A 20,335-nucleotide genomic window follows, 5' to 3' on the forward strand; every position below is an offset into this window, starting at 1 on the left:
GGTTAATCTAGGGTCACTTCTTGCAATTGGCCATCTTGGTTAATTTCCCAAACATTGAGTTGGCCATCTCCATCAAAATCTTCGGTAGCGGTTGCTCTGGCCAAAAAACTTTGTTTAGAAGCGTTGACAATTTCATAATCGTAAACGGCATCTCCGCCATTGGCTTTCACTTTTGGGGGTTCAAAGCGAAGTTGTTTAAAATCATCGGAATAGCGAAAATTCATAGCGTGATAGCCTTCTTGTAGACTATGTAAGAATTTAAGTTGTTTTTTGGCTTCTAGGCTATATGCTTGGCCAAAAAGTCCCTTCATATTGGGGAGAGCCAATAGAATGAGAATGCCAATAATGACAAGGACCACCATGAGTTCCGTTAGTGTTAAAGCGCTTAGCTTTTTCTTTAAAATTTTCATAGAAATATTGTGCTTGTTCTTTTGCCCCACAAAGGAACACATTTCTTTAATAAGTTCAATAAAAAAAGGCATCTTTGCAGCCTACTCTTTCAAAATAGCGGTTAAAAGCAAAACTGTTATTTTAAGATGAAGGTATAGAAAAGAATCACAGATAGCATGGCCTTATTAGATACAAATGCCTATAAAAAGCGGCTTCTTTTTTTGGGTTTAGGCAGCCTTTTTCTTCTTTTTTTATCTTGGCAGCTGAGTTTTTCAAAAAGTTATGCGGCTTACCAAAATAATCGAAAGCTAGGGCAGCAAATTGCCCAAGAAGCACAATTGGAACAAGAAATTGCTCATTATCGGCAAGCTTTAGCGCAATCTGAGGCCTTAACATCCGAGCGTCCGTTTACTGCCGCAACATTATTTGAGGTAGTAAGTAGTTGGTCAGCTGCGCATCAGTTGCAGGTACGGCAGTTGGCTCAAGCCCAAACCTATAGAGAAGGGAAATATGAATTACAGTTACATCAGATTTCGCTTCAGGGCAATTATAAGGCCTTACTTTCCTTTATTTATTTGTTAGAACAGGAGTTAAAACTGGGGCAGGTGGTTCATAGTTTCTTTGCATTAGAGCGCAATAGAGACAATCGAGAGACAGAACTTATTTTATCCTTAGAGCTCCAAAATATTCAGACATTAGATGAATAAGCCACTTTTATCTACAGCCCTTTTTCTTTTAGCGCTACTCCCTTTTAGTTGTGGGGTTTTATTGGAAGAGGATCTTTCCAAGCTAAAAATAGAACTTTTGGCGCCTAATGATGGCTACAGCAGTAATCAAGAGTTGCAAGAGCTGGTTTGGGCTGCCGATGAAGTTATTGATTCCTTTCGCTTAGAAGTTGTTCAAGATAGTTTTTCGGCAATTTCTGCTTATATCTTAGACAGTACAATTCTTGGGAATAGTCATCGGCTGACGCTTTCTCCGGGCCATTATCAATGGCGAGTAAGGGGGATCAATGGAAGTTCTAGTACAGATTATGAAACCTTCAATCTTACTATTGAGCCCGATAGCAGCTTAAGTCATCAGTCCTTGTACCTCATTCAGCCCGAAGATTTAGCTAGCTTTAATACTGATTCCATTCTTTTTCTTTGGGAGGGGCTCAGCTTGGCTCAAAGTTATCGTTTGCAAGTGGCCAGTCATCCCAGTTTCAATTCTCAATTGATGCTTATTGACCAGCAAATCTCGCAAGACTACTATCTGCTTCAGCAACAATTGGGAACAGGAACTTTTTATTGGCGACTAAGAGCTATCCGACAACATCTAGATAGTACTGCATGGAGCGCTACCCTATCCTTTTCACTGAATATTGCGCCAGAGCTTACACAGCCTGCTTCAGCTAGTCAAATCAATAGTTTACCCGCCAATTTTAGTTGGCGAAGCGCTAGTCAGCACCAAAGAGATAGCATTTATTTTTATTATGAAAATGAAAGTAGCCCATTTTTAATTAGAGCTAGTCAAACTGCTAATTTTAACCTGCTAGCCAATGACACGATTGGTAAAGGAGCCGGCAACTATTATTGGAAAGTTCGTGCAGTGGGAGTCAATGGACAATTAAGCAGTTACAGTCCGCTTTGGCAAGTGATGATCAACTAGAAAAGATGTCAATTTTAGAACAAAGTTATAGCAAATATATCCTAGGAGCACTTTTGCTTCTTGTTTGGGGCCTTGTATTTTACCGAATATACCAGGCCTTTGCCCCTGAAGAAGAGCTCTCTATGCCCTCCATACAGTTTGCCCATTGGAATAAAGAACAGGCGGTCAATAAAGAGGGATATCAACTTGCTTTAGACTATGAAGATCCCTTTTTGAAGGAACAAGCTTATCATTTTTCTTCTCCTAGGCCAAGACAGCAAATGGATCAAAAACCTAGTTTTGCCCAAAAGGAGCCCAAAAGGAGCAAAAAAACCGAAAAGAAAGTCATTCTCCCCAAAATGCCTCAGGTCCGCTATCAGGGCTACGCCATAAGTCAATCTGACAGCATTGCAATTATTAAAATTGATAATCAGTTTTTCCCCAACCTAAAAGTAGGCGAAGTAGTCCAGGGAATTCGCTTAATGGCCATTTTCCCCGATTCTATTTGGTTAGATTGGCGAGCCGAACGCCATACTATTTTGAAGAAGTAGTTGCCGATTTTTTCTTTTGCTTCGCCTTCTTTTTTTCTTTTTGCGCTGGCTTCTTTTTTCGTTCTTTTTTGGGTTTAGCTGCTTTTTTCTCTCCTTTTTTGTAGCGTTCTACTCGAATACAACGGCCAGTTTCAGGATCAAAAAAATAGTATTTCCCATGCAGTTTTCCTTTGCGATACTGTCCTTTTTCAATCAATTGCCCAGCAGCATTATAGCGGCGTAAAACTCCTTTTTTTTGTCCTTTTTTCCAATTTAGCTCTTCTTTTAAGCGCCCATTTTCCCACCATTTTTGCCAAAGGCCATGCTTTAACCCTTTATGAAAAAAGCCTTTTTCCAAAAGATTTTGATTCGGATAAAAACGCTCATAAAGCCCTTCTAACAACAAGCCTGAATATGCTGCTTCTGTACCCAATAAGCGATCTTTATGATACCAGAAGTACATTTTTCCTTTTTGCACCTTCAGCTTTTCAGGGTTTTTTACAAAGATCTTGGCTCGAACAAGGGTATCGCCCTCTAACATACTCAAAGGACGTAATTCAGATTGAGCAAAGGCTTCAACTGAACCTATAATAAATAATAGTAGGAATATATTTTTCATATTCTTTTGGCCCAAAGCTAGCCATTTATTGGCTGATGTCAAATAAAAGTAATTTTTAGAGTACCTATTTTTTTGGGCCCGGCCGCCTAAGGCGGCCGGGCCCTTGCAGGGCTCGCAGGACTGCTCGGCCCTGCGCCAGCAAGCTGGCTGGGTCTGCCGCTACGCGGCACCCTTTCAGGCCCCTAGGCCTGCGGCGGCTTCGCCGCCTGCTCGCTGTGGCTGCAGGTTAAAACCAGCAGCCAATTTAGGTACAGCAGAGCCAACTCCTAAGCAACAATTGGCCTGCAGCTTAAAAGCCGCAGGACCTGAAAACCAAATATATCCTTCCCACAAACAAAGCAGGGGCTTTTAAGCCGCTGCGGCAAGAAAGAACAAGGCCCAGCAAGAATGGCTGCGGCCTTTAGGCTGCAGGTAGCGGCAAAGCCGCCATGGCCGAAGGCCAAACGGCCCAGCGCTGCGGAGGGGTGGCCGAAGGCCAGACCGAAGCCGCCAAAGGCGGCTGAAGGGCCGAACAGACCTGTGAGCCCCGCAGCATAGCGGCGGCCGAACTAGGCGAAGCCTAGCCGGCCGCGGGCCCCCAAAAAAAAAGAAGCTACCTTTCGATAACTTCTTCTATTTTGTACTTAAAGTGATTCCCTTAATCCCTCATTTTTAGGACCAATTTGCCAAACTGCTGGCCTTTGTCCATACAATCAAAGGCTTTTTGCGCTTGGTCCAAAGGCCAAACCTGCTCGACTAAAGGTTTGATTTTGTGCTCTTCTACCCAAGCGATCATCTGGGCAAAATCCTCATCGCTGCCCATGGTACTGCCCATAATATCGAGCTGTTTCCAAAACATCTTTTGGGGATTGATTTGGAATTTGCCCCGGGTTCCCCCATAAAAAACGATCCGTGCAGCAGGACGGGCCAAATCGACAAAATGGCCAAAGTCGGGACCGCCAGCACTATCAATAATCAAATCAAAACCAGCGGGATCTTGGGCCAATAGGGCCTTATGCCATTGGTCCTGCTTATAAGAAATGCCGTTTAGGGCGCCCATTTCCTTGGCCTTTTCGATCTTCTCGGCCTGTCCAGAGCTCACCCAAATATCAATGCCCAGAGGTTGGGCAAATTGCAGGGCCGTTAGGGCCACGCCCCCGCCAATACCCGAAATAAATAGGCGTTCGCCCACCTGCAGACGGCCTCGGCTAAAGAGCGCCCGATAGGCCGTGAGTCCGGCCAAAGGCAGGGCCGCCGCCTCCTCGGCAGAAAGATGAGCGGGCCGCAAAAACAGGCGATCTTGGGGGACCAACAGATATTCGGCAAAGCTGCCATGCTGCGGCATGCCCAAAATGCTATAGTTTTTGGCTTGTACGGCTTGCTTTTCGCCCCAATTTTGGTTGGGATTGACGATAACCTTCTGGCCCAGCCATTTTTTATCGGCCTGCGGACCCAATTCCACCACCTCGCCACTAGCATCCGAGCCCAAGATGATCCCTTCTCGAACGCCAGGATAGAGGCCTTGGGTAATATATAAATCGCGGTGATTGAGCGCAGCCGCCTCCACCTTAATCAATACCTGATCGGCTTGGGGGCTAGGCTTTTCAATTTGGCGATAAACAGCGGGAGATTTTTTTTGGTCCAAGACCATTGCATACATCTTGCTCATCATTCTATAGATTTAGGGCCTTTTGTGCAGCAGGGCAAAAACTACCGTACATCTAGCCATGAACTAATCATTTAGGCTCTCTAAGCTATAAAAACATTTGCGTTGGGCCAAGTTTGGACAAAAAAAAGCCGCTCTCTAAGCGAGAGCGGCTTTTTGCTTTATTTTTCGGCCAGCGGAGCAGCTTGATTTTCTGCCCCGATGGGATCAATTACATTTCTAGCGAAGAGAATTTTCTTTTTCCAATAAGAAGACTTGCTTACATTTTCGATCATGATACCGTGGCGGGGGCCATTGGCATGAATCACGGTAATTCCTTCGGCGGTATTGCTTAGAATAAGACCAACATGAGTGACCATTCCGCCCTTGCCATAACGGCTAAAAAAGAGGAGGTCGCCTACCTTTGCGTCCTTAAGATCTACATGTTTTCCTTGTTTAGCTTGATAGCGAGAGCCGGGAGAGATTTCGATTCCGAAAAGGCGCATGACATAAGAAGTATAGCCAGAGCAATCGAAAGCATTGGGGCCTTTGGCAGCATAAACATAGGGGCGGCCCAGATATTTTTTGGCGGCGGCTGTAATTTCGGAGCGAATCAAAATTCGCTTTTCTAGGGTCAGCTCCCCTTGAAATTTTACGGGAACGGGTGGGTAGACGGCTTGGCGCATCTTGGCCAACTTCGCTTTGCGCTTAGCCTTCGCTTTTGCTTGGCGTTTGCGTTGGATCAGGGACTTCATGCCTGTGATGTCGGCCTGTTCGATTTGGGCTTTTTCTAGTTCTAGGGCTTGGATGACCTTAACTTTCTCGGCAAAGGTAGCCATGGTAGCGGCCAATTGTTCGGCCTGGGCCTTTTCCTCTGCCAATTGCTCTTGTTGCATGCGAATATATTGGTCGCCGACGATCAGTAGCGTCATGTAGAGCAAAAAAATCTGAAAGATCTCTACCTTAGATATGGAATTCATATATTTTATTCTTCTGTTCGCTCTCTCTTTTGGCTTAAACTTTAAAGCCATTTGTTTAAGGAGGCTTGAACGCGATCAAAAATCTTTTTTCATATAAAGCGGCTGCAAATGTATTTATTTTGGCCCAAAAACCAAAAGAATCTCCTTTATTGAAGGCTTAAGCTTATGAAATTTAACAGTTTAGGAACTTTCTGCCTTATTTTATCTTTAGTTTTGCTCGTTAATTGGGCCAAGGCACAAAACAAAACGGAGCGTCCGATTACCTACTCTAAAGTTTGTTTTTACACCATAGAAAAGCAAGGATTTGAGCGTTTTATGGAGGTGGTCGAGGCCGTCCAAAAAGGCAAAGAGCGCAAAGTGCAGGCGCAGATTCGCAAAATGCTGCGTGATTTGCGCAAATTTGACAGTAAAAAGACCGATCGTAGTTTTGAGCTTTGGTATCAGGCCAACTACAGTGATTTTGAGCAGCAGTTGGCCGTTGTGCGGCAATCTACCATTAAGTCATTAGAGATTTACAGGGCCAGATGGCGGCGCAATCAGTGTCATTATTTTGATCATACGGCCTTTTTGATGCAAGTATTGGCCTTTGAGAGCGAGCGTTTTTATCCGGACTATTGGTTTATGGGGCAAGAGCGTTACTTTTCAGAGACCTTAGTCCGTAGAGTTCGAGCGGCGGCAGCAAAAGACCTCCCGCCTATTTTTGAGCATTCGGATTTGCATAAAGAATTTGCGCCTATGTCTGCCCTACAAGCCTGGGAGCTGGACCAGATGAAGCGCTACTTGCAGATTGGTCCATATGGAGAGGATCCTGGGGGCATTGGTCAAAAGCCGCTTATACCCTACTCCTACGGCATTATTCTGCGGCCAGAGGCTAGTTATATATTAGAGCAAGTTGTTTTTGATGATCGCAGTTTGGACCTGGACCTCAATCGGCAGCTGCGGGCTTTGCAGCGTTTCTTAAAAAGCTGCCGAGCTGGAGAAATCTACCTTTTGCTTCGCTTTGAGGAGCGGCCTTTTCGGCCTTAGGGGATAATTTTCTTGGCGGTTGGCACAAAAAAGCCGATTTTTGGCCCATTGCGTCTAGCAGGGCTCGGCCAAAAGCCGGGCAGCCCCAAAAAAGAAAACAAAATGAAAACAGAATGTCCAAGCTGTCACAAAAGCTTTGAGTGCCAGCCAGAAAACATCAGCAATTGCCAGTGTGTGGACCTAGTTATTGGGCCTGCTTTGAGAGCCCATTTGGCCAAGAGCAAAAAGAGCTGTTATTGTGCCACCTGCTTGCGAGAACTGAATACAATTTGCGAGCAGGCCGCTAGAGAGCCCCTGCCTCAGAAGGCCCATGAATTTGTAGAAGGCAAGCACTTTTATAAAGAAAATGGCCTTTGGATATTTAGTAAATACTACCTCATTCAGCGGGGATATTGTTGTGGCAACGGCTGCAAACACTGCCCCTACTAAACGATAGAAAAATGGCGTTTTGGAACAATGCTTTTGGTGCCGTAGACGAGGTGCTGCCCGAATTTAAGAGCCTGCCCGAGGGCATCGGCTACCTAATGGGAAGAGTACGAAGCATGAGTGATAGTTTGGCCGACAGCCAGGTTTATGTAGATAAACGCTGGCTAGAAGTGCGGGATGATCTTGATTTTCAGGAATCGGTTTTGCATGTCTTTAAGGAAGGGGGCAATTATTTACGCATCTTGGATGGCGATATTGCCAGTGGCAGTTGGGAGGCCAGTTTGGGCGGCCTGATCATTAAGTTTGGGGGCAAGCATGAGCTCTATGAACTCGTCTTTTTGGACCTCGACTTTTTCATTTTGAAAAAGCATGGGCAACAAGGCCCCAAGGGCGGGCGTCCCTACTTTGTTTTGGCCCGAGAGGGGCGAGCAAAAGGACGAGAATGGCCCGAGCTTTTAGAGCTGCTTTTTCAAGACTACAAAAGCGAATCCTCTTATTTCCAATGGGTTTTTGTGCTTTTCGTCCTCATTTTGGGCATCCTACTCTACTCCATTTTGTAGATGTCACAAAAACTATTGTGGCTAAGCCCTGTTATCCATTTAAAATTCCCTATTTTAGGCCGTTAAATCAACCGCCAAAGTTATGTCAGAAAACAAAACGCAAAACACCATAGACGAAGTAAGTAAAATCTTCTCTACCTATTTAGTAAAGAATGGCCTACGCAAAACCCCCGAACGCTTTGCCATTTTGGAAGAAATCTATAAGCGCAACGATCATTTTGATGCAGAAGCGTTATATATCCATATGAAAACCCAGAACTATCGGGTGAGCCGAGCTACCGTCTACAATACACTAGAGCTTTTGGTCGCCTGTGATTTGGTGCGCAAGCATCAATTTGGAAAAAATTTGGCTCAATACGAAAAAGCCTATGGCTTCAAGCAGCATGATCATGCCGTTTGTATTGAGACTGGAGAAGTCTTTGAATTTTGTGATCCCCGTATTCAGCAAATCAAGGAGTTGGTAGCCGAAATGCTCGACTTCGAAATTACTCACCACTCGCTAACCTTCTATGGTTACAGCAAAGAAGGCCGCGAAAAAAAGAAATAGGGCCCAATGACTTTTCAATTAGAACAACAAGATGAAATTTGCATCTTGGAACTGGATGACCTTTGGAATCCAGAAGAAAACCAGTCGATTATTCAGGAAGTAGAACGCCTAATTGCTCAGGGGCAACGCCTGTTTCTCATTGATTTAGGGCAGATGCAATTTATGAACTCTTCTGGACTCGCTTTTTTAATTAGCATCCTTACCCGTGCCCGCTCTGCCGGTGGAGAATTGGCCCTTTGCCGGATCTCACCAAAAATTGAGCAGCTCCTACTCATGACTCGTCTGCGCTCTACCTTTGAGGTGGCTGACAGCCGAGAGGAAGCCCTGAACATTTTGCAAGCCTTAACAAAGAACTAAAACCTAATCTTTAGCCGCTTTTCAAAAGTTGTTTTTATTTTTGTGCGCCAAAAGTAGATTCCATCTACATTTTTTGCTACACAAAATTTTGCAACTATGGTTGATGTTCTGTTGGGACTCCAATGGGGAGATGAGGGAAAAGGTAAGGTCGTGGATTATTTAGCTCGGCAATACGATATTGTCGCTCGCTTTCAAGGAGGCCCCAATGCTGGGCACACTTTGGTCCTAGACGGCCAAAAATTTGTACTGCACACCATCCCCTCTGGGATTTTTAGACCTCAGGTGCTCAACCTGATTGGTAATGGCGTAGTGATTGACCCCACTACCCTGATTAAAGAAATGGAAAGTATTGCCGCCGCTGTCCCAAATTTTGGGGAGCGGCTTTTTATTGCCAAAAAAGCTCAGCTGATCCTACCCTCACATCGTTTGCTCGATACTGTGATGGAGGCCGCCAAGGGCGAGGGTAAAATTGGCTCTACCCTCAGAGGAATTGGCCCCACTTATACCGATAAAATTGCTCGCCGTGGGCTGCGCATGGGCGATATTCTCTTGCCTAACTTCAAAGCCCGCTATGAAGAACTCAAAGCGGAGCATTTGAAAATGGCCCAAATCTATCCCGCTGTAGATTTTGATTTGGCGGGACAAGAAGCCGCTTTTTTTGCCGCTGTAGAAACCCTAAAGGGCCATCAATTGGTAGATGGCGAATACTTTATCAATAAGCAGTTGGCCCAAGGTAAAAAGGTTTTGGCCGAGGGCGCCCAAGGCTCTATGCTCGATATTGATTTTGGCACTTATCCCTTTGTCACTTCTTCCAATACCATTAGCGCCGGGGTTTGCAACGGCCTAGGCGTGGCCCCACAAAAGATTGGGGAGGTGATTGGCATTACCAAAGCCTATTGCACCCGCGTAGGTAGCGGCCCCTTCCCTTCTGAGCTCTTTGGTGAAGAAGGCGAAAATCTTCGCCAAGCGGGTGGAGAGTTTGGTGCGACTACGGGCCGTCCCCGCCGTTGCGGTTGGCTCGATTTGCCGCAGCTCAAATATACCATTATGCTCAGTGGCGTGACCCAATTGGTCATTACCAAGGTAGATGTCCTGAACGAAATGGAAGAGCTCAAAGTGGCTACGGCCTACAATTATGGGGGGCAAAAAAGCCAAGAATTGCCGCATGATTTGGTCCTTGAAGACATTAGTTTGGACTATCGCAGCTATGCGGGTTGGAAAAGCAGCCTCAAGGGCATTCAAAAGTTTGAGGACTTTCCGCAAAAGCTACAGGATTACATTCATAGCCTAGAAACAGAGCTAGGCGTACCCATGAAAATGATCTCTACTGGTCCAGAGCGAGAAGCGTTGATTATTAGAGATTAGGATTTTCTTTTTTTGGGGCTGCCCCTTCCGCTAGGTTAAAACCCAGCGCAAAGCGGCATCGCTTTGCGAAGCGATACAAAATGAGGGTTGAAACCCTCATGAATGATCGGTCGGGTCGGGCCATTTCGCAGCTCGCAGGTCTGCTCGGCCCTGCAGCGCTTTCAGCGCTTTGGTCTGCCGCCTTCGGCGGCCCTGCTACAGCCCCTCAGCCGATGCTGTAGGTAGAAACCTACAGCAAGGAAGGCCCAAACCTAAAGGTTTGGGCCTTTTATTTTGGACCAAGATCTGCGTCCTACAGGCCCGAAGGGCCGCAGGCTGAGGGATGGTAGGGGGTGGCCGCAGGCCAGACCGAGCCAGCTTGCTGGCGATGGGCCGAGCGAGCAGCGAGCCCCCGAACAGCCCGACCCGAGCGAAGCGAGTGGGCAGCCCCAAAAAAAGCCCCTCTACAGCAAACTGCAGAAGGGCTTAAAAAATGTAAGCTTACTTTTTATTGGGCGGCATTTTTCAAAATGCGGTCAAAGCGGATACCATTGGGGCCAATAGACATCCAGACGAAGAGCGGCTTGCCGACAACATGGGTTTCGGGAACAAAGCCCCAAGAGCGAGAATCGGCAGAATCGTCGCGGTTATCTCCCATCATCCAGTAGTAATCCATTTCAAAGGTATAGCTATTGGTGGTTTGGCCATCAATAATAATTTGGCCATCGCGGATCAGTAGATCGTGGCCTTCATAGGCCGTAATCACTCTTTTGTAGAGATCGATATTATCCATGCTCAGATTCACGGTCTCCCCCTTTTTGGGAATCCAGATGGGGCCATAATTATGGTTATTCCAGGGGAAAAGCTCGCCATTGTAGGGGAAAATCCCTTGATTGTAGCCTGGGGCACCCACCACTGGGCGAATCTCCTTGAGAATTGGGGCCAACTGAGGATCTTGCAACATCTGCTCGACCACCAAAGGCGAAATATTTCTGAAATTGCTGGCTTTTCCGGGGCCAGACGGAATCGAAAGCGCATAATTATCATCTACATAACTCATATTGATGCTCTTATTATCTTGGGGCACCAACTCATAGCGATACTGCACGCCGGGGATAATATCGGGCTCTTGGCCATTGACAAATAGTCGGTTGGCACGGACCTCAATGCTATCGCCGGGCAATCCCACACAGCGCTTAATATAGTGGTCGCGCTTATCTACAGGCCGAGTAACAATACGGTTTTTAAAGCGTTTGAGGACCTGCTGGCGGGTCGCCTCTCTTTGGGCTCTGGGCGTCCCTTTGAGAATATTATGATAATCGCTAGAATAATCTACCCCTTTGATAATCGTATCGCCTTCGGGGTAATTGAACACCACAGGATCGTAGCGATTGACCTTTTGTAGGGCGGGAGCGCGATTATAGTCCCAACTGGGCCATTTAGAATAGCATTCGCCCCCCGTTATGGGCATCACATTATGCAAAAGCGGAAAAGAAAGGGGCGTCATGGGCAATCTAGAGCCATAATGCAGCTTACTCACAAAAAGGAAGTCTCCGACCAAAAGCGAGCCCTCCATCGATGGCGTGGGAATAGTGTAGGCCTCGATCAGGAAAAGGCGAATAAAGTGAGCGGCAAAAACCGCAAAAAGGATAGAATCGGCCCATTCTCGGACAAAAGTCTTTTTGGGAAAAGGGCGTTCTTTTTCTAGCTTTCGGATAGCGGCTTGGTCCTTATTTTTCACAGCCATTTTATAGGCGGCCTTATACTCCTTTCGTTGTTGGTGGGCGGGGCCTTTATAGCTCAATTCATCTTTTTTGACAAAGCCTAGGTAGGGAAACCAAGCAAAGGGGGCTGCAATAGCCAAAACATTATCCCAAAAGCCATATTTACCAAAGCTGCGATTGAGCTCGATAGCCATAGCGGCCAGGGTGAAAATATTGACAATAGGGATAAAAAGCCAGATAATATGCCAGCTAGGGCGGCCCACAATTTTGGTCCAACTCAGGTAGTTTAGAATGGGAACATAAGCTTTCCAGCCAGTTTCTCCAGCCTTTTCAAAAAGTTTAGAAATACCGGCAAAGGGCAGTAGGTAACCCAAGATAAATACCGATAGGTAATAGAGGATATCCATATATAAGATTATGATTATTGTAGCAAAGAAAGTCCCTATTTTCGGGCATAAGAATCTCGAAAGGCCTTAAAGCGCATACTCCAAACGCCCCAGAAGGCCTCGCTAAAGATGGCCGTGCTCATTTTGGAGGCGCCTTCTTCTCGGTCCTTAAAGGTAATGGGTACTTCTCGGAGTTTGAAGCCCAATTGCCAGGCGGCAAACTTCATTTCAATTTGGAAAGCATAGCCCTTAAAGCGAATTTTCTCAAAATCGAGTTGGGCCAGAAAATCTCGTTTGTAGCAAACAAAGCCAGCCGTAGCATCAGAAACGGGCATCCAAGTAATCAGGCGAACATAAATAGAGGCTCCTCTCGACATCAGGATGCGTTTGATGGGCCAATTGACTAATTTTCCGCCCCGAACATAGCGAGAGCCTACACTTACGCCCACTCCAGCTTCTTGACAAGCCTTGGCCAAACGAGGCAAATCTTTAGGATTATGCGAAAAATCGGCATCCATCTCAAAAATATATTGATAGTCTCGCTCCAAGGCCCATTTAAAGCCTGCGATATAAGCCGTTCCTAGCCCTTGTTTGCCTTTTCTTTGCAAGAGAAACAAGCGAGAAGCCACTTCTTTTTGTAATTCTTGTACTTTTTCGGCCGTACCATCTGGAGAGCCATCATCGACAACCAAAATATCAAAGGAGCAATCTGCGGGCAAAGCCAGCACTGCTCGAATAATATTCTCGATGTTTTCAATTTCGTTGTAGGTGGGTATAATCACCAAATTTTCACTTGCCAATTTGCTAGATTTTATTGAGATTTCGCTCTTTATGCAAAGTATATTTGGCCCAATGGGGATGAAGCAAATATATATAAGTTGTTTAACTTTTTTTGGACCTTATTAGCGCCTTAAGGTTTTTTAGTTTTTCCTTAAAAGCGCCCTAAAATAATGAAGTTGACCGAAAAAAGGCTTTTATCGCTTCAGAAATCAGCCTTTGCGCTGCAATAGCGCCATATAAAAGCCATCTTCTGGCCCACGATCTGGCCCTAAATGCTGCTCTTTGAGCAATTCGAACTCTTGACCATCGGGGCTTTGCAAAAAGCGCTGAACCTGCCACTCATTTTCTGAAGGCAAAATGCTACAGGTGGCATAGAGCAACTGCCCGCCAGGCTTACACAAAAGCGAATATTCTCTTAAAATATGCGCCTGAGTAGCCTGTATTTCTTCCAAAAACTCTGGCTTGATGATCCATTTTGTCTGTGGGTTTCGACGCAATACGCCCAAGCCCGAACAAGGTACATCCAAAACCAAATAATCGGCCATGTTGTAGTAGGCTGGCGAAAAACGCCCCGAGGCAGGAATTTTCTCTGTTTTAATGATGCTTACGCCCGCTCTTTTGGCCCGCTTTCGCAGCTCTTTGAGCTTATGCTCAGAGAGGTCCATAGACAATATTTCTCCCCGATTTTTCATCAAGGCGGCTAGGTGCAAACTCTTTCCCCCCGCCCCAGCGCAAGCATCTACCAAATAACGGCCCGCCTGCGGCTTAAGAAAATGTGCCAGTTGCTGAGAAGCATAATCCTGCACCTCAAACCAGCCCTCTTCATAAGATTTTAAATGGGTAAATTTTCGATTTTGGCCCAATACCAAAGCTTCTCGATCGCCCAAAAGCTCTACAGGCAAGCCCTCTTTGCGCAAACGATGCAATACCTTTTGCCGAGGCGCCTTGAGGCTATTGCTTCGCAAAACCACATCGGCAGAGCTATTGAGGGCCGGCAGCAATTTGGCCCAGCGCTCCTCCCCCACTTCCTGCAGGGCACGCTCCTCCAACCAATCTGGAATAGACTCCCGAATTGCTCGATTTTCTACTGCTACACGATGCCGACGCCAGATTTCTAGACTATCCAATCCCTGCATTTCTGGCCAATCTTCTGGCGGCTGATGCCCTTGCAACAACCAAGCAGTTTTTAGCATCAGCCACCAATCGGCTTCGGTTTCTGGCGGCCGCTCCAAGGCTACCTCATAATACAAACGATACCAGCGGATGAGCTCATAAATTTGCTCGGCCACAAAACGGCGATCGCGGCTGCCCCATTTCTTATTGCTCCGCAAAAGCTGCTGTATGCTGCGGTGCGCATGGGCTCCCTCTTGCAAAATGGCGCGGGCAGTTTGCCAAATTGGGGGAATCAGATTTTTATAAAATCGCAAGACTTTTCTATTTTTTGGGGCCTCCCGCAGCAAGCTGCGGGCGCTAGTTTAATTCATGAGGGTTTTAACCCTCATTCATATATGATCGCAAAGCGATGCCACAGTTGCTGTGGGTTTTAACCTACAGTAAAAACAGCCCAGACGTCTGGGCTATTTTTTTAGGTATAAAATGACCGATTCGATATGGCTGGTGTGCGGAAACTGGTCCACCAAACTGAGTTTTACCGCCTCATAGCCTGCTTCTTTAAGGACCAAGCTATCACGAGCTTGTGTGGCTGGGTTACAAGAAATGTAAACGATAGCGGGCGCCTCCAATTCAATTACTCTTTTGAGGGCCTTGGGTACAATTCCCCCACGAGGTGGATCCAAAACAATGACCCCAATCTTTTGCTTAAACTGCGGATATTCCCATAGGAATTTGCGCACATCAGCCGCATAAAACTCAATGCCTTCAATATTGTTGCGGGCCGCATTTTTGGCCGCATCCTCAATGGCTTCAGGGACAATATCTACCCCAATAATTTTTTGAATTTTGGGGCTACGGCTCAAAAGCTGGGCAATGGTTCCTGTTCCACAAAAGAGGTCCATCACCCAAAGATCTTCTTGGCCCAATTTGGCCATGGCTTCTTCGGCATAAGCAATGGCTCTTTGGTAGAGCAGCTCTGCGCAGGCGGGATTCGTCTGGAAAAAGCTCTGCATAGAAATCTCAAAAGAGAGGCCCAATAATTCTTCTACCACCTTGGGCTCGCCATAAAGTAGCTTTTGGTTTTCGGGCAATTGCTTGACGGCATCCCCTACCTCATCATTGAGGCTATGCAAAACGCCAGCTAGGCGGTCTTCGCCCAAAATATCTTTGAGCAGGTCCACAAATGCAGCTTGGTCAAATTGGTCCAAGCCCTTAGAAGTGGTCACCAAATTAAACAAAAGCGCATCTTGAGCAAATGATTTGCGGACCACCAAAAAGCGGAAAAAGCCTTCGCTTTTAGCGGGATCCCAAGCGGGAAGGCCCGTTTTTTCGCAAAACTCTCTAATGCGGAACAGCTGCGACTCCAACTGCTCATCAAAGAGGCCAGAATCTGCATCTAGGTTTTCTACGGCCCACCATTGGCCCCTTCTTTTGAAGCCTAGGGCAAAATCCCAACTTTCTTCTTCGGTCCCTAGCTCAGAACGGAGACTAGAAAAAGAATATTCCATTTTATTGCGGTAGTGCCAGCTTTTGGGCGAGGCAATATAGCCCTCAAAAACCTCTTCTACATTTTCCCATTCGCCTAGGCGCTTGAACATCTCTAGGGTAGATTGCTCTTTAGCCGTTCTTTGCTTTTCTATGGGCCAGGCGGCAAAAGGAGCGCCTGGAATCCGTTGGTAGGGTAACTCTGTTTCTTCGGCTGCGGGCTGCAGCACCTTAATGAGCTTGGCCTCGGCAAAGCGCTTTTTCTTTTTGGTGATCCGAGCCGCTACTTTTTGGCCCGGAATACTATTGTTTACAAAGACAATAAACTCCCCATTTTCGGTAGGGAGTTTAGCAATGCCTTTGCCGCCAAAGGCCATATCTACAATGTCTAATTCTAAGGTGGTTCCTTTTTTCAATTTAGCTGTTTTATAAGTCTTCTTGATAGCAATTTGGATGCAGCAGGCCCGAAGGGCCGCAGGCCACAACAAGCACTTTAGGGCGCAGTTCGACGACCAAAGGGAGTAACCGCCGCAAGGCGAAGCCGCAGCGGAGGCCCCAAACCTTCATCCTACTGCTCTTCTTCCGTTGTTTCTTCGGTAGTGGGGGCCTCCAACTGAGGGGCTTCGGCCTCTACCAACAACTCTTCTTTCATGCGTTTAACCATCAGGTGGTGGGCCTGATCTTGAATCATTTTTTCTTTGCCTTGTTGCTTATAGCCTAACTTTTCATAGAAGGCTTTAGCGGCGGTATGCGTGAGCAGACTGAGGTGATTCCAACCTGCAAAAAGGGCCACTCTTTCCAGTTGAGAGAGCATAAATCGGCCGAGGCCTTGGCCCTGGTATTCGGGAGCGATCACGATTTGCTGCAATTCGGCTTTTTCGTTGCGTTTGCCCGCCTCCGTTTCGATTTCGGGTTTGAGGATCACGCCACCCAAGAGCTCATGCTCCTCAGAAAAGAGGGCATAATGCAAAAGCTCGGCCTCGGCGGCCCAGTCCTCTAGTTCAAAAGTCATTTTTAGGGGCTCAATTAGGGCCTCTTTGCGGAGGGCCACCAAATCGTCATAATTGGGAGAGGCAAATTCAATTTGTGCTAAGTACATCATATCTTAATTTTTTGGAGGCGCCAGAAACTTCAGAATACCTTGGGCCACTCGCTGAGGGGCGCCAGCTTGGCCAAGTTTATTGCGCAGCGCCTTATATTCTTGGGCTATACGTTGACGATTTTCGTCCTCAAAAAGTTGTTGGAGTTCCGCTTTTAGGCGTTGAGGATTCAAATCATTTTGGATCAATTCGGGTACCAACTCCTTTTGCATAATCAAATTGACCAGCGAAATATAAGGAACCTTGATAATTTGCTTGGCTATCCAGTAAAAAATTGGGTGCGTTTTATAGCAAACCAACTGCGGCAGCTCGAAAAGGGCGGCCTCTAAGGTAGCCGTGCCCGAGGTGACCAGGGCCGCTTGGCTGTGCGCCATCAGGTCGTAGGTTTGGTTTTGGACAAAAGTGACTTGTGGAAAAGGCGCCAAGAAATTGCGGTAAAATTCGGGTTCTAAACTGGGGGCACCCGCCACCACAAATTGGGCCTTGGGGAAATTGGGCAAAACCGTCAACATCAAAGAGAGAATAGAGCGAATTTCTTGTTTTCGGCTACCTGGCAAAAGCGCAATAATGGGTTGATCTGCGCTTAAATTATTTTGGGCCAGAAAATCGGGATTGGGCTGGTGTTTATCCACCACCTCAATCAGCGGATGGCCTACATAATGCACCTTCATGCCCCTTTGGCGGTAAAATTCCTCCTCAAAAGGCAAAATCACATACATTTCGTCTACATATTGCTTGATCTTCTCGACACGGCCAGCGCGACTGGCCCAAACCTGAGGCGAAATATAGTAGACCACCTTTAGGCCCTGACTTTTGGCCCATTTGGCCATGCGCAGATTAAAGCCCGAATAATCAATGAGAATCAGGACATCTGGCTGAAAGTCGAGAATATTCTTTTTGCAATCGGCGAAGTTCTGGAAAATCTTAAAAATCTTGAGCAAAACCTCAACGGGGCCCATAATGGCCAGCTCCCGAATGTGTTTGTCTAGCTCGGCCCCTTGGGCCTGCATAAGATCGCCCCCCCAAGCGCGAAACTGGGCCTGAGGATCTAGGGCGTTAAGGGCCGAAAGCAAAAAGCTAGCGTGTAGGTCGCCAGAAGCTTCTCCGGCAATGCAGTAATATTTCAAGAAAATAGAGTTTTGCTGATGGGCGCAAAGATAAACAACTTATCGAACTAGCTCAATTGTTCGATCAGCAACTCTAGGCCTTTTTTGAGTTCTTGCAGGTCTTCTAGCTGCAATTCACTTTTTTCTAGGCCCGCAATTAGTTGAGTAGGCACTTTTTGGCCCTCCTCTTTGAGCGCCTGCCCTTTCTCCGTCAGATGAATGCGCCATACTCGCTCATCTTGAGGGTCTTTTTGGCGCTGCAACCAACCCTCTTTTTCCATCCGCTTCATTAAGGGCGTGATGGTGTTGCTATTGAGCAAAAGGCGCTCTCGCAAGTCCTTCATGCTGCGGCCATCTTCCTCCCAAAGGAGCAAAAAGACCAAATATTGCGGATAACTAATGCCCAAAGGGGCCAACAAAGGCTGATAGGCCCGAATAATCAGGCGCGAGGCCGCATAAACCGGAAAGCAAAACTGTTGATCGAGCCGTAAAGGTATTTTTTTGTCCATAGATACAAATTTAAACAAAAAAGAGAGGACCAAAGATAGCCCTCTCCCTAGAAAGAATTAAAATTCTTGCCCTAATCTGCCAAGCTGATGCTGCAATCTACATTCCCTCGAATGGCTCTAGAGTAAGGACAAACGGCATGGGCCGCCTCTAAAAGGGCCTGAGCTTGGGCTTTTTCTACGCCCTCAATTTTGGCCTCAATCGCCACTTTGAGGTCAAAACCGCCCTGCTGATTTTTAATCAACCCCACTTCCGCTCTGATTTCAGAAGTAATTTTGAGCTTTTGGGTTCGTGCCACCAAATTGAGCGCACTATCAAAACAAGCCGCATAACCGGCCGCAAATAATTGCTCGGGATTCGTGTGTTCGTCATTGGCTCCACCCAAAGCCTTGGGCATGCGTACCGATACGCTCAAAACGCCATCTTCTGTGGCTACTTCTCCATTTCGGCCTCCTTTGGCCTTGGCTGCTGTGCTGTAAATAAGCATAATTATCTTGGTTTTTGGTGATTTTTAATATCGCTTGCGATACAAATATAGCTCAGGTTTTTATATCGCAGGCGATATTTATGCACTTTAAGTTTTTAGTAACGTTTTGGGGCTGCCCTGGCCTTTGGCCAGGTCGGGCTGTTTCGCAGCTCGCAGGTTTGCTCGGCCCTTCGTTTTTTTTCGCTTTGCTCAAAAAACTCGGTCTGGCCTTCGGCCACTGCTGTCCATCCCTCAGCCAGGCGGCTGCGCCGCCTCTAGACGCAGAACGCCCGCTGCTTGGGGCAGCGGGCGCTTTTGGACCAAATCAGCAGTAAATACAAAACTACTAATCAGCACATTCTATCTTGCAATTACAGCCTCCTATATAATAGCTGGAATAGCTATAATCAGTAAATCCATTTTCACATGTTTTGGCCACTTCACGACATTTCTTGCGATTGTAGTTGTCTACAACTACATGATTAGCAATAATGAAAACAGCTACACATAAGACGGCCAGCATTATTTTTTGATAAAAGATAGGGATAAACTTCATATACATGGATTTTATTATTTGTTGAACGTTCAAGACAAAAACAACCCTCTGGCTGAGGGATGGAAAGTGGGGCGGCGCAGCCGCAGACCCAGCCGCCTTCGGCGGCGCAGGGCCGAGCGAACAGCGAGCCACGACACAGCCCGACCCGGCCGATAATTCATGAGGGTTTTAACCCTCATTTTGTATAGCTTCGCAAAGCGATACCGCTTTGCGCTGGGTTTCAACCCGGCGGAAGGGGCAGCCCCAAAAAAATATTATTGTGCAATAAAATGCTCGCTTAGATCTCCAGCATCTTCTATTTCTTCGTCCTCTTGACCAAATTTGAGGGCATCGGCTAAGATGACATATTGGGCCAGCATAACAACGGGTATGGCCACCAACAAGCCGAAAAGCAAGACAATAGTGGCAAAAAATAGCAAGAGCAAAGAGATAAAGGCATAAAAAAACCAGTTCAGGAGATTTCCTTTCATCAACTTTACGCTTGCTTTCATGGCCCCAATAACTCCTAAGTTGGAGAAAGTAATGATAGGGAGACCCAAGGACAAGGCTGCATAGCTCAAAAGGCTAGCAAGCGCTCCTAAAAAGAGCAAAACAAAGCCAAACAGACCAAAAGAAGGCATAAAAAAGTTTCCAGAAATAGCCATATCGAGCTCCGTACTCAAATTCTGGTTGATCAGAACAAAAATGAGCAGAGGCAAAAAAGGCAAAAGGAAAACTACACTAGTTAGTAAACTGACTCCTACTAATTTAAGCAGCTTTGGTCCAGCCAGAAAAAAATCGCTAAACTTCGGCTGTTCTTTTCGATAAATCTTATCGCCCATATAATAATAGCCTGCAACAAAAAAGGCATTAACAAAGAGGTCTAGTATATCTCCTAGGAGCTCAAAAGTCAGTTGGCCAATAATGGTAAGCAGAAGCTTAGCTAGCCCCCATAACAAGGTATAGCCAATAAAGTAAAAAAAGTAATCGCGGAGGAGTTCGTAAGATTTGTTAAGGATGTCGCCAGCGGAAAAGCGATAATTGTTCTGCACCGCCTGTTCTAAGCGGCGTTCAAAGTTGTTCATTGGTTTAGAGTTTAGA

23 protein-coding genes are annotated in these 20,335 nt (G+C 46.4%); 9 read left to right on the top strand and 14 right to left on the bottom strand.

Going from position 1 to position 20,335, the window contains the following annotated elements:
* Nucleotides 1-2 precede the first annotated feature (2 nt).
* Nucleotides 3-482 (bottom strand): prepilin-type N-terminal cleavage/methylation domain-containing protein, encoded by a 480-nt coding sequence (locus SGRA_RS02950; RefSeq protein ID WP_014373666.1) that lies wholly within the window; start codon nucleotides 480-482, stop codon nucleotides 3-5.
* A gap of 84 nt (nucleotides 483-566) precedes the next feature.
* On the opposite strand from SGRA_RS02950, the gene SGRA_RS02955 reads away from it, so the two are divergent.
* The 3 genes from SGRA_RS02955 to SGRA_RS02965 are packed head-to-tail and all read left to right on the top strand — an operon-like array spanning nucleotide 567 to nucleotide 2,570.
* Nucleotides 567-1,097, top strand: coding sequence for a hypothetical protein (locus tag SGRA_RS02955; protein WP_014373667.1), 531 nt, complete (start codon nucleotides 567-569; stop codon nucleotides 1,095-1,097).
* A complete protein-coding gene (locus tag SGRA_RS02960) occupies nucleotides 1,090-2,040 on the top strand; it encodes a hypothetical protein (protein ID WP_014373668.1) in 951 nt (316 codons plus the stop codon). The genes SGRA_RS02955 and SGRA_RS02960 overlap by 8 nt, the downstream gene beginning before the upstream one ends.
* A 5-nt stretch (nucleotides 2,041-2,045) precedes the next feature.
* Nucleotides 2,046-2,570: a hypothetical protein gene (locus SGRA_RS02965; RefSeq protein WP_014373669.1), complete on the top strand. Its 525-nt coding sequence runs from the start codon at nucleotides 2,046-2,048 to the stop codon at nucleotides 2,568-2,570.
* Here SGRA_RS02965 and SGRA_RS02970 read toward each other — a convergent pair.
* The 3 genes from SGRA_RS02970 to SGRA_RS02980 all read right to left on the bottom strand — a co-directional run bounded on the left by SGRA_RS02970 (nucleotide 2,554) and on the right by SGRA_RS02980 (nucleotide 5,772).
* The gene (locus SGRA_RS02970) at nucleotides 2,554-3,168 is read right to left on the bottom strand and encodes a toxin-antitoxin system YwqK family antitoxin (protein ID WP_050981188.1); all 615 of its coding nucleotides are present in this window, start codon (nucleotides 3,166-3,168) and stop codon (nucleotides 2,554-2,556) included. The two genes, SGRA_RS02965 and SGRA_RS02970, sit on opposite strands and share 17 nt — an antisense overlap.
* Before the next feature lie 637 nt (nucleotides 3,169-3,805).
* A complete protein-coding gene (locus SGRA_RS02975; protein WP_245538627.1) occupies nucleotides 3,806-4,819 on the bottom strand; it encodes a quinone oxidoreductase family protein in 1,014 nt (337 codons plus the stop codon).
* Between the two features lie 155 nt (nucleotides 4,820-4,974).
* Complete coding sequence (locus tag SGRA_RS02980) at nucleotides 4,975-5,772, bottom strand: C40 family peptidase (RefSeq protein WP_014373673.1); 798 nt, start codon at nucleotides 5,770-5,772, stop codon at nucleotides 4,975-4,977.
* Between the two features lie 165 nt (nucleotides 5,773-5,937).
* Here SGRA_RS02980 and SGRA_RS02985 point away from each other — a divergent pair, with 165 nt between their 5' ends.
* The 6 genes from SGRA_RS02985 (at nucleotide 5,938) to SGRA_RS03010 (ending at nucleotide 10,053) form a co-directional block, all read left to right on the top strand.
* Nucleotides 5,938-6,798: a hypothetical protein gene (locus SGRA_RS02985; RefSeq protein WP_014373674.1), complete on the top strand. Its 861-nt coding sequence runs from the start codon at nucleotides 5,938-5,940 to the stop codon at nucleotides 6,796-6,798.
* 102 nt (nucleotides 6,799-6,900) lie between these two features.
* Entirely contained in the window at nucleotides 6,901-7,227 is a 327-nt protein-coding gene (locus SGRA_RS02990) for a cysteine-rich CWC family protein (protein ID WP_050981155.1), read from the top strand.
* 11 nt (nucleotides 7,228-7,238) lie between these two features.
* Nucleotides 7,239-7,784 (top strand): hypothetical protein, encoded by a 546-nt coding sequence (locus tag SGRA_RS02995; protein ID WP_014373676.1) that lies wholly within the window; start codon nucleotides 7,239-7,241, stop codon nucleotides 7,782-7,784.
* 82 nt (nucleotides 7,785-7,866) lie between these two features.
* Nucleotides 7,867-8,331 carry a Fur family transcriptional regulator gene (locus SGRA_RS03000; protein WP_014373677.1) on the top strand — a complete coding sequence of 155 codons (465 nt, stop codon included), beginning with the start codon at nucleotides 7,867-7,869 and terminating at the stop codon, nucleotides 8,329-8,331.
* 6 nt (nucleotides 8,332-8,337) lie between these two features.
* Nucleotides 8,338-8,688: an STAS domain-containing protein gene (locus SGRA_RS03005; RefSeq protein WP_014373678.1), complete on the top strand. Its 351-nt coding sequence runs from the start codon at nucleotides 8,338-8,340 to the stop codon at nucleotides 8,686-8,688.
* Between the two features lie 96 nt (nucleotides 8,689-8,784).
* Nucleotides 8,785-10,053: an adenylosuccinate synthase gene (locus SGRA_RS03010; protein ID WP_014373679.1), complete on the top strand. Its 1,269-nt coding sequence runs from the start codon at nucleotides 8,785-8,787 to the stop codon at nucleotides 10,051-10,053.
* Between the two features lie 487 nt (nucleotides 10,054-10,540).
* Here the strand turns inward: SGRA_RS03010 and SGRA_RS03015 are convergent, their stop codons facing one another.
* The 10 genes from SGRA_RS03015 to SGRA_RS03065 form a co-directional block, all read right to left on the bottom strand.
* Complete coding sequence (locus SGRA_RS03015) at nucleotides 10,541-12,163, bottom strand: S26 family signal peptidase (RefSeq protein ID WP_014373681.1); 1,623 nt, start codon at nucleotides 12,161-12,163, stop codon at nucleotides 10,541-10,543.
* A gap of 35 nt (nucleotides 12,164-12,198) precedes the next feature.
* Nucleotides 12,199-12,942, bottom strand: a complete 744-nt coding sequence (locus SGRA_RS03020; protein ID WP_014373682.1) for a polyprenol monophosphomannose synthase — start codon at nucleotides 12,940-12,942, stop codon at nucleotides 12,199-12,201.
* Nucleotides 12,943-13,131: 189 nt separating this feature from the next.
* The gene (locus tag SGRA_RS03025; protein WP_014373683.1) at nucleotides 13,132-14,349 is read right to left on the bottom strand and encodes an RsmB/NOP family class I SAM-dependent RNA methyltransferase; all 1,218 of its coding nucleotides are present in this window, start codon (nucleotides 14,347-14,349) and stop codon (nucleotides 13,132-13,134) included.
* 150 nt (nucleotides 14,350-14,499) lie between these two features.
* On the bottom strand, nucleotides 14,500-15,936 hold the full coding sequence (rlmD, locus tag SGRA_RS03030; protein ID WP_081477797.1) for a 23S rRNA (uracil(1939)-C(5))-methyltransferase RlmD: 1,437 nt from the start codon (nucleotides 15,934-15,936) through the stop codon (nucleotides 14,500-14,502).
* A 152-nt stretch (nucleotides 15,937-16,088) separates the two neighbouring features.
* Nucleotides 16,089-16,622, bottom strand: a complete 534-nt coding sequence (locus SGRA_RS03035) for a GNAT family N-acetyltransferase (RefSeq protein ID WP_041329461.1) — start codon at nucleotides 16,620-16,622, stop codon at nucleotides 16,089-16,091.
* Between the two features lie 3 nt (nucleotides 16,623-16,625).
* On the bottom strand, nucleotides 16,626-17,747 hold the full coding sequence (gene lpxB, locus SGRA_RS03040) for a lipid-A-disaccharide synthase (RefSeq protein WP_014373686.1): 1,122 nt from the start codon (nucleotides 17,745-17,747) through the stop codon (nucleotides 16,626-16,628).
* A 47-nt stretch (nucleotides 17,748-17,794) separates the two neighbouring features.
* Nucleotides 17,795-18,235, bottom strand: coding sequence for a MarR family winged helix-turn-helix transcriptional regulator (locus SGRA_RS03045; RefSeq protein ID WP_014373687.1), 441 nt, complete (start codon nucleotides 18,233-18,235; stop codon nucleotides 17,795-17,797).
* 71 nt (nucleotides 18,236-18,306) lie between these two features.
* Complete coding sequence (locus SGRA_RS03050) at nucleotides 18,307-18,720, bottom strand: organic hydroperoxide resistance protein (RefSeq protein WP_014373688.1); 414 nt, start codon at nucleotides 18,718-18,720, stop codon at nucleotides 18,307-18,309.
* A gap of 325 nt (nucleotides 18,721-19,045) precedes the next feature.
* Nucleotides 19,046-19,255 (bottom strand): hypothetical protein, encoded by a 210-nt coding sequence (locus SGRA_RS03060; protein WP_041329462.1) that lies wholly within the window; start codon nucleotides 19,253-19,255, stop codon nucleotides 19,046-19,048.
* A 254-nt stretch (nucleotides 19,256-19,509) separates the two neighbouring features.
* Entirely contained in the window at nucleotides 19,510-20,319 is an 810-nt protein-coding gene (locus SGRA_RS03065; protein WP_014373691.1) for a DUF2189 domain-containing protein, read from the bottom strand.
* Between the last annotated feature and the right edge of the window lie 16 nt (nucleotides 20,320-20,335).

This window comes from Saprospira grandis str. Lewin (genome assembly GCF_000250635.1).
GTDB classification, from domain to species: Bacteria; Bacteroidota; Bacteroidia; order Chitinophagales; family Saprospiraceae; genus Saprospira; species Saprospira grandis.